Below are 9,651 nucleotides of genomic sequence, written 5' to 3' on the forward strand. Positions count from 1 at the left end.
AAAAATCCTCCTTAGCTCAGTTGGTTAGAGCATCTGACTGTTAATCAGAGGGTCCTTGGTTCGAGTCCAAGAGGGGGAGCAACAGATAAAGCATCTACGAAAGTGGGTGCTTTTATTTTATAATATATTTTTTCACATCAAAAATCAACTCTAATTCCAGAATCTACCATATGATTTGTTCTAGAATACCATATTTCAGTTGAACTCCAGTTAGGCTGATGAAAGGTGTTGACAGCATAATCCATAGGAATAACATTTTCAAGCTCAGTAGAGCAAGAAATTCCATAATTATGATATATATAAAAATATACATTACCGTCCTCAATAAGAGGATACAAAGTTACATTGGTATCATTATTGAATCTAAACTCAATAAAAGAAAAGTCATCTGGCAAATTATGAATTTGAAACTTTCTCCAATGCGGTAGGAGGATATTACCAGAGCCAGAGCCATCTATATCTTCACTCCATCCCATGTGATAAAAATAGCTATCTTGAGGTAAAAGTGTAGCCTCCGTACTGAGATCATTACAAAACTCACCTACACCCATATCAATACAATCCATATAAACATCACTATTATCTAAATTATTATTTTCACTATTTATGGTTGTAGAACCTTCATCGGAACTTGATAAAGTTATAAATATTGGATCTTGCATAGATGCACCACCGAAATTATTATAATAATAATAATGACCTTTTTTAATAGGAATGCAAAGTGTTTGATAAAAAGTTGCGGTTGCGTCATCATTATAAAAATCTGCTCGTAATGTAGAATTTTCAGTATTAATATTACCCGAACCAGCTTCTATATCGATGGTTGAGACAGAATCAATATATAACATCAATCTAGAATAACCATTATTAAGATGGATTATTGCTGTTAAAAAACCATCTTCTACAGCCTGAAGTTCAGTGACCGCATTAAACTCTGTTAAAGGAATCTCGTCTCCCAAAACCATATTTCCTCCTCCAGTATAATTAATACTAAGTTGTTCATCCATCATATCAATTATTTCTTGTAATTGATCAGGAGTCAATCCTGTCATATTTGCTTCACAAGGAAGTTCATCAATTACATTAGTAACAAATTGAAGAATTAATGACGCATCTTGAGAATTTACTTCTCCACTACAATCAACATCACCAACAAGTGTTGAATCCTGCGAAAACATCATTAATGGAAATAATAATAGTATAAGTAGTTTTTTCATACATCAAATATAGTGGTTTTAGTATTAATAGGGAGGTGTTAGTCAGGTGGCTAATTCAAACTAGGAGATTTTTGATAGGCTTGAATTTCCTTATATAACAGATGAAAATCGTGTAAATCCTTTAACAAATGGTTCGAAATAAGTCCAGTAGGGGGAGCAACAGATAAAGCATCTACGAAAGTGGGTGCTTTTATTTTATAAGATTTCTAGTTAGATAATTTTATCGGTTAGACCATTCTTCAAAATCCAAAGGTCTAATGACTCTAATTATACTAAGAAACAAAGCTAATGTTAACATCCAAGTAAATAGCTCCATACTATGTGGAGAGTTTAAAAATTCATCTTTTTGATTTATATGAAGGATAAATTCTAATATAAAAAGACAAACAGCTTGTGAATATAATAGCCCCTTGTTCTTAATACCAAGTTCATAAAACAAATCTTTACGTCTAAAAAGGAAAACAAATGGAAGCGCCACAAATATTATTGCAAAAACACCGATTAATGTCCATGATTCAAGATTTGGAAGAAAAGAAGCTTCGGATGACCAAAGAGCAAGAAAAATAAATGAAACAATAGAATAGGTAAAGTAAATTATTTGATTAGTAGTCCATTTCATAATTTTAAATTTTACTTAAATATAATGTTTTTAGTATTGCAAGGGAAGTGTTAGTCTAATACTCAATTCAAACTAGGAGATTTTTGATAGGCTTGAATTTCTTTGTATAACAGATGAAAATCGTGTAAATCCTTTAGTAGGTGGTTCGAAATAGGTCCAGGAGGGGGAGCAACAGATAAAGCATCTACAAAAGTAGGTGCTTTTATTTTATAAGATATTTTTTCTTTTGCTCAGCAAATTCCTAATCAGAAACTATACCAATCTTTTTTTGCATATCTTTCGATAACACTCTGTAAACCCTTCTCGAATAGGTCATTGTTAGTATTACTAGACAATTTTATTAAACAGAGTAGAGTTTATTTAAGTATATTTAATTTTATTAAAAAAATATTAAAAATGAAAAAAATTATTTTAGGACTGGTTGTTATATTGTACTCTTGTAATTGCACTGTTGAAGAGGTCAATAATTACGAAACAAAAGTTTTACTTAAATCTGTTGAAACGGATATAATGGGAGAAACATTTAATTTTCCTGACTCAAATGCGGTGATAACTACAGCAATTAGAGTTTTAAGAAGTGGAGAATCTACAGGATTACACATCCATGAAGCTATTCCAGTTGTCTATATGATTGATGGTGAAATCACGATATCTAATGACAATGGGAATAATAAGATTATTAAAAAAGGAGAATCTTTTATAGGCTCTACAAACAATGTGCATGAAGCCATAGCTACATCTGATAATGATGCAGTCGCATATGTAGTATTTATTGGATCAAAGGATTTGCAAAATACAATTAATAAATAGACATAATAACATACTGGTTTTAGTATTGAAAGGGAAGAGTTAGTCTAGTGCTCAATTCAAACTAGGTGATTTTTGATATGCTTGAATTTCTTTATATAACAGATGAAAATCGTGTAAATCCTTTAACAAATGGTTCGAGATTAGTCCAGTAGGGGGAGCAACATATAAAGCATCTAAGAAAGTGGGTGCTTTTTTATTTTTATATATTTGCGCTATTATTAATTTTAAAATCTTATAATATGCCAGTTCCAGTAATTATTGCAACAGTTTTATCTTTAGTGTCACTTTATGGGTTTATTAAAAAATGTCGTTTTTATTTTAATCTTGGATATTGTTTAATGGGATTATTAATAGCCTCGGCTAGTATAATGGATTATTTAAATGGTTCAGAGTCAATTGCGTTAATGACAGTAACAGTTTTTATCATTCAAGCAATTCTAATGTTTCCAAATAAAATAAATTATGACGGAAGTAAAATTGCAAAATCTGCAGGAATTAAAATATATACATCAGTAAGTTTAGTAAACTTTATTGCAGTATTCTTATCAGAATTGTCACCTGCACCAAGCATTACAATTTGGCTACATTTAGTATTAGCAATTATGCCTTTAGGTGTAATATATTTAATGATGGCCGGAAAAATTAAAATAAAAGAAAACTAATCTCAATCAATTCAAACTAGGTGATTTTTGATAGGCTTGAATTTCCTTGTATAACAGATGAAAATCGTGCAAACCCTTTAGTAGGTAGTTCGAAATAAGTCCAGCAGGGGGAGCAACAGATAAAGCATCTACGAAAGTGGGTGCTTTTATTTTATAATATGCTTTTTAATTGTTTGAATCCACAGTCTTCGTAATCTTAATTTACTTATTGTAAAAGTATGTCGCTCACCATTTTTCAAGACAATACGATATCCACTTTTTTGGTCATATCTTGCTCTTCTAACTGAGGCTATTTCAGAATAATCAAAAGATTTAATGAAATGTTTTGTTGCCATTGCTTTTTTAGCAGTAGTGAAATAAAAACGTTCATTTGTTAAATATGCATTTCCTGGTTGAAGCAATAATTTCCCCTTTCCATATACGGGTTTTAATATTGACCACAAATCCTCCACAATAACTTTTTCATTTGCACGTAAGTGAAGTTCTTGTTGTCCAAAAGAAAAAAAAGGAATAATAAGAAGGAGGAATATTTTTTTCATACTATTAATTTTTATAAAAGGCCATTACTAAAAAAGTAATTGCCATAGATAATAATCCAATAGAAACTAAAATATTTGCATATGGAAAAGAATTATGTTTAAATAATGCTCCAACACAAAATATTGCAATAGATAGATAATTAAGTTTTTTCATACTTCAAATATAATGGTTTTAGTATTTGCTATACATTAATGACCTTTTTAAATATAATGGGTGAGCAGGAGTTCCATCTTTATTGATTTTTAAATAATGTAGTTCGGTTAATCTTTTTAGATAATTTGGTGGGGGACCATAGCCATTTCCCCAAGCACAAATCACAGTAGAGGCTTTAGCAACCATCTTTTTAATAAATCTCTTATTATCTGCGCCCTGAGGGTCAGTTATTTTTTTTAGTTTTTTTGGATCAGTTGACCTGTAAGCAAATAAGTTACCCACCATTATGCCCCCAAAGCCCCATTTTTTTGAGAAATAAATACATTTTTTTATTGTTGGGTCATCAATATTGGCATCAGCTGTTGATGGATTTAACATAATAAATAACAATAGTGGCTTCTTGTTCCATTTACGCTGAAGAGAATATCTGTATTTTTTACATTCAGAAAAATCGGCACCTTTATCATTTTCAAACATAATATAAATATAGTGGTTTAGTATTGAAAGGGAAGTGTTAGTCTATTGCTAAATTCAAACTAGGTGATTTTTGAAACGCTTGAATTTTCTTATATAACAGATGATGTGTATACAAAAGCGAGTCCTTTTATAAGACATTTTTTACTGAAAAACCACTATTATAAAATATTTAACTAATAAATTTTTTGCGAGGCATTAACAGACATTAAAAGGGGGGGGGTAGTTGTTTATTTTGTGCTACAAACTGATTATTTAAGCTTTAAAAATTTAAAAGAAGTCTTCAATGTTGAGATTAATACTATAAGTAATAAAATTCAAATTATCAAATTGGGCTAAACCACTTTCTGTATATAAAGGCAAATAGATATTGAATTTGTCTTTAAGTAATGTTACAACAAGGCCTGTTCCATAGCCAAACATAGACCCATTATATCCACCCTCTAAATATAGTCGGAACAATTTACTGTAAACAAATTCCACATTAATAGAACCTAAAAATAAATCAGAAGACAGACCTGTTATGTGCTTGAGGCCCCCTTCATTCTGCACAATTTGGTTCCTCCATAATCCGCTTGTTTCACTTCTTCCAATAAAAGAATTATCAAACATATAATCATTAATACCAACCCAAGAACTCAACTGTAAATTATAAGCGGGGTTTTCTGTTTTGATAAGACCAAAATAACCTCTCATATCGACATGATATTTGTCATTAATATTATACTTATGATTAGTATTTAAATTGAATTTATAAAATTCTTTTCCGGATTCTAACGAGAAATTAAAGGAATAGGGATTTAAAGTTTTTTGATTTGAAAAAAAATATTGTGACTTTGTGAACAATAAATTTTCACTATAAAAACTAAGCTTATTAATATAAACCAGAGAACCTCGAATAAAACTACTTTTGGTACTCCTTGCGTTATTCTTTTTAAAATTTAGTTCTACAAATGGCTCAATTTTTTTATAAAAAAGTCTATTTTTTTGTGCACTTTCACCTTCATTATTATTGAAGACAATTGTGCCATAAGAATACTGCTCAAAATTTACACCTAATTCTAATTGGCGGAAATATTTTTGAGGATTATCTTGGACATAAGAGAAATTTCCGTTTCCTGCTAAATTTTTTGAACCGATTCCGTACATAGGATTTAATGAGTAGGAAAATCCACTTTTGGGCATAAACTCATTATAAAATTTAAGCCCAATTAACAACTTATCATAATAATTTAAGTTATAATTTGGTCTAAAAAAAACCTGTGTCTTTTGAGAGTCATATAAGCTTCCTATAAGTTGCAATTGTAATGGCTCTAGTTTTTTAAGAAAACCTGTAGTTCGAATGGTGTTATTATTTCGATTTGTTTCATAAAGATCTTTCTGTGCGTCAATTTGAATGTAGTCATAATTTTCATTTTTATAATTAATTTTATTTAACCCATTAAAACCCTCAATCCAAATTGTGTTTTTTATTTTTTTATTTTTTATACCACTAATTGTAAAAGGTGTTGCTATCTTACCTTTGTTTTTTATAGTAATTAATAGGTTTTGATTATATGTTTTAATATTTGAAATGGCGTAATCTATGGTCTTGTTTGTTTTGATGACCTCATCAAAAAACCAATCTAAATTTAGTCCTGTATTTTGCTCAAATATATTTTTCAAATTTTTAGGACTGGGGTGTTTAAATTTCCATTTATCAAAATAATCTTGCATACAAATATCATATAAATTTTCTCCTAAATACGACTGTAAATGATTCAAGACAATAGCAGATTTAATATATACCATATTCCCATAGTTTGTGCTAGTATATTTTTCAGATGATAATTCAATTGGCTGCTCAGGGTCTAGTTGACTTTGTTGTAATATGATTTGAGAACTAGTTTCGTTAAAAGAGTACCCATTTAAATTAAAAACTTTTTTCATTTTATCTGAAAAAGGATCTAAAATCATATTATAATTAGGATACTTTTTGTGCATATATCTCATTTCATAATAACTATTGATTCCCTCATCCATCCACGGATAAAGCCGTTCATTATTGGCTAATATGCCATAAAACCAATTATGGCCCACCTCATGTACAATTACATTTTCAAGTAATTTTTCTTTTTTGCTTTCGCCAATTACGGTAATTGCTGGATACTCCATCCCACCCCCAGCACTTATTGTCCCATCGATGGCTGTACATTGTTGATATGGGTAATTCCCAATTTTCTCAGAATAATAATAAATAGCATCATGTAAATATTCTATTGATTTTGTCCACAGTGGAGCTTCATTATTAGTAAACATACTCCATAGAGTGACTTTTCTACTAGAATTTGGAAGATTTAACTCTCCCTTTAGCACATGAAAACGCTTGTCAGCAAACCAGGCAAAATCATGTATATTTTCCTGTTTATAATATAATGTTTTAGTTTTTGAACTGGATTTAGGAAAAGACATGTCGTTTTTAAAACTTATAAGGTTACTTGTTTTTTTTGCTAAATTATTAAGAAAGTTAATTTCCGACGGGTTTTGTAAATGCCCAGATGAACCAACTATGTAATTGTCAGGCAAAGTAATTTTAACATCAAATGAACCAAATTCAGAATAAAATTCACCTTGGTCTAGGTAAGGCATTATGTGCCAACCATCCTGATCATATACAGCAGGTTTAGGATACCACTGCGTAATCATATAGGATTGTCCTACATGTCCCAGTCTAGAAAATTTTGCATTTGGAATTTTAACAAAAAAAGGGGTTGAAATAGTAATAGTTTGTTTTGGAGGTAAAGGATTATTTAATATAATTTTACAAATATCAATATGTTTATAATGATACTCCCAAATAACCTTGTCTCCGTTAACTTTAAAATCTAAACTATCGATATATCCTCTTTCAGAATCAGCCGAATAATAAAATTCAGTATTTCCATTTTCTAATTTTTGTTTTGCAAATGCTGTATTAGCATTCTTGTATGCATTAGGCCAAATATGAAACCATATTTTTTTTAAAGTATCATTAGAATTATTTGTGTATTCAATTTTCTCAAAACCGCTTAATGTGTGTTTCGAATCATTAAGTTCAACTTGAATATTAAAATTTGTTTCTTGTTGAAAATATTGTTGAGCATAAAGATTATGTCCTAATAAAAATAAAAAATAAATAAATAATTTTTTCAAGTTTATGATAGTTGTATTATTCTAAATATAGAAAAGGCCCTTTCAAGGGCCTTTTCAAAAATACTTATTAAGCTTGCTTAAGCAGCAGCACCTCCTCCTAATCCAACTAAGAGTAGAAATATTAGCCATACACCAAAGCCTTTCCATGCACTTTTTGTATCTCCATCAAAGATCCAAACAAGTAATACGCCCAATAATCCAAGTAATAATCCACCAAAAAATGCACCCCACTCTATGTCGGAAGTATAACTTTTAATGGATTCAGAAAAGGAGTTTGCTTGTTTTACGTCTGTTTCAGAAACCGGAAACGAAACTTCAGTAACATTTGCCTTTAGTTTTTCAGAAACTGGAAATGAGGCAAATGAAAACGTTGCTGTTAGAAATGTTAACATTGTTAACAAAAGGGTAAAATTTTTCATAATTTTATTGGGGTTAAGTAATTAATATATAATTTAAATTAAACAAATTTTTTGAAAAAACAATTTTTATATTTTATAATTTTTTCTATCGGTCTCTGCTTATATGGTCAAGACACAATAGTTTATAAAGGATTTGTAATTGTCAATTCTTCTGGCGCAACTTATCCCTATGAATTACAATTTGCTCAAAACGATAAAGAAATAGAAGGATTCTCTATTACTAATCAGGGTTTTCAGGATGAAACTAAAAATCGGATTAAAGGCCTGTATTATGGTAACAAAAAATCTCTGAACATTCAAGAAATGTCTATTATTGAGACGAATTCTATAGAAGAATTAGATGCTTTTTGTTATCTTCAACTAGATCTAATTAAAAATAATAAAAAATTAAATGGAACATTCATTGGTTATTTTAATGATAGTATTGTTTGTGCGCAAGGCGAAGTTTTTTTAATGGAGGATAAAATACTAAAGAAAAAATTAAAAAAACTTAATAAAAAACTATCTAAAATAGACACTGTAGAATTAAAAAAAATAATTGAAAATCCAGACATATTCAAAAAAAAAATCAATATGAATCCTATTGACAGTCTGAATATGATTCATAAAGATACTTGCTCTATTTCTGTTACCAGTCCATTTGTTTTTTCAATATGGGATGATAAAAAAGAAGATGGTGATTTAGTTAAAATACTAGTTAATAATGAAGTTATATTAGACGACTTTATGCTTAAAAATGAAAAGCATAATATCAATTTTGATGACAATACTGAAAAGACGAGTATTCAAATCATTGCCAAAAATGTAGGAGATACGCCTCCGAATACTGTTACTATTGAGATACATTCAAATAATCAGGTAATTCCCTTAAAGGGTAAACTAAAGAAAAATGAATACATTCAGATAGAAATAAATTAAAGTTTATCTTTTATTAAAATTCACCCTTTTCTATTGCGGGAATAATACCTTTGTTAATACATTTTCTTACTCCATGAATTGAGGCCCCCATTTCATTATATACATTTGCGGTTCCTCTATACTTTTTAGATTTCCAAAGTTCAGCATTATCTTGCGCATCATATATAATAACACTAACTCGCGCCTCACCAAGAGCTACACGAATTCTAAATTCAAATATATAATCAGCCTCTTTAACACTTTCTACTTTTCTAAATAAATGATTCTTTTCTATTTCTTCTTCCCAAACTTCTTGTGAGAAATGTTTTTTACTATCGGCTGTAGTTTTAATATAAATGCCTTTTTTATTATCACCAAGTTGGTCATTAGTTTGAATTGTATTGAATGACTCTACTTCACCATTTTTATAAACAATTTGATTAATATCTTTTGTGTCTACTGTGAAAAGAGGGCCATCAATATTATAAGACTTTTTATACTTAATATTATCTGGATTGATTTCTAAAATTTTTACAGTTATATCATTACCGGTTTTTTTAATTAATAAGTCTTGCCCAAAGCTTAAAAAAGGAATAAAAAGAAGGAGTAATAGTTTTTTCATGGTTTAGATTTTATTATGTGTTCCATCACAATAAGGAGGATTTGAAGTTTTTTTACAATTACATAGA

General features: G+C 29.4%; 11 protein-coding genes and 1 tRNA gene. 4 read left to right on the forward strand and 8 right to left on the reverse strand.

Going from position 1 to position 9,651, the window contains the following annotated elements; genetic code table 11:
* Nucleotides 1–5 precede the first annotated feature (5 nt).
* Nucleotides 6–82 (forward strand) — tRNA-Asn (locus CBD51_000655).
* 55 nt (nt 83–137) lie between these two features.
* Here the strand turns inward: CBD51_000655 and CBD51_000660 are convergent.
* Nucleotides 138–1,217: a hypothetical protein gene (locus CBD51_000660; protein ID RPG60605.1), complete on the reverse strand. Its 1,080-nt coding sequence runs from the start codon at nt 1,215–1,217 to the stop codon at nt 138–140.
* A 220-nt stretch (nt 1,218–1,437) separates the two neighbouring features.
* Nucleotides 1,438–1,836, reverse strand: coding sequence for a hypothetical protein (locus tag CBD51_000665; protein RPG60606.1), 399 nt, complete (start codon nt 1,834–1,836; stop codon nt 1,438–1,440).
* Between the two features lie 396 nt (nt 1,837–2,232).
* On the opposite strand from CBD51_000665, the gene CBD51_000670 reads away from it, so the two are divergent.
* Both CBD51_000670 and CBD51_000675 read left to right on the forward strand, forming a co-directional pair.
* A complete protein-coding gene (locus CBD51_000670; protein RPG60607.1) occupies nt 2,233–2,646 on the forward strand; it encodes a cupin domain-containing protein in 414 nt (137 codons plus the stop codon).
* Between the two features lie 239 nt (nt 2,647–2,885).
* Nucleotides 2,886–3,308, forward strand: coding sequence for a hypothetical protein (locus CBD51_000675; GenBank protein RPG60608.1), 423 nt, complete (start codon nt 2,886–2,888; stop codon nt 3,306–3,308).
* Between the two features lie 146 nt (nt 3,309–3,454).
* On the opposite strand, the gene CBD51_000680 is transcribed toward CBD51_000675, so the two are convergent.
* From CBD51_000680 to CBD51_000695, 4 genes are all read right to left on the reverse strand, one after another.
* Complete coding sequence (locus CBD51_000680) at nt 3,455–3,847, reverse strand: hypothetical protein (protein ID RPG60609.1); 393 nt, start codon at nt 3,845–3,847, stop codon at nt 3,455–3,457.
* A gap of 172 nt (nt 3,848–4,019) precedes the next feature.
* On the reverse strand, nt 4,020–4,478 hold the full coding sequence (locus CBD51_000685; protein RPG60610.1) for a DUF1643 domain-containing protein: 459 nt from the start codon (nt 4,476–4,478) through the stop codon (nt 4,020–4,022).
* A gap of 267 nt (nt 4,479–4,745) precedes the next feature.
* The gene (locus tag CBD51_000690) at nt 4,746–7,646 is read right to left on the reverse strand and encodes a M1 family peptidase (GenBank protein RPG60611.1); all 2,901 of its coding nucleotides are present in this window, start codon (nt 7,644–7,646) and stop codon (nt 4,746–4,748) included.
* 77 nt (nt 7,647–7,723) lie between these two features.
* Nucleotides 7,724–8,065, reverse strand: a complete 342-nt coding sequence (locus CBD51_000695; GenBank protein RPG60612.1) for a hypothetical protein — start codon at nt 8,063–8,065, stop codon at nt 7,724–7,726.
* Between the two features lie 51 nt (nt 8,066–8,116).
* On the opposite strand from CBD51_000695, the gene CBD51_000700 reads away from it, so the two are divergent.
* Entirely contained in the window at nt 8,117–8,983 is an 867-nt protein-coding gene (locus tag CBD51_000700) for a hypothetical protein (GenBank protein RPG60613.1), read from the forward strand.
* A gap of 13 nt (nt 8,984–8,996) precedes the next feature.
* On the opposite strand, the gene CBD51_000705 is transcribed toward CBD51_000700, so the two are convergent.
* Both CBD51_000705 and CBD51_000710 read right to left on the reverse strand, forming a co-directional pair.
* Nucleotides 8,997–9,584, reverse strand: a complete 588-nt coding sequence (locus CBD51_000705; GenBank protein RPG60614.1) for a hypothetical protein — start codon at nt 9,582–9,584, stop codon at nt 8,997–8,999.
* 3 nt (nt 9,585–9,587) lie between these two features.
* On the reverse strand, nt 9,588–9,651 hold a 64-nt coding region (locus CBD51_000710; protein RPG60615.1), incomplete at its 5' end, for a CDGSH iron-sulfur domain-containing protein.

It is taken from the genome of Flavobacteriales bacterium TMED191 (genome assembly GCA_002171975.2).
Classification (GTDB): Bacteria; Bacteroidota; Bacteroidia; order Flavobacteriales; family TMED113.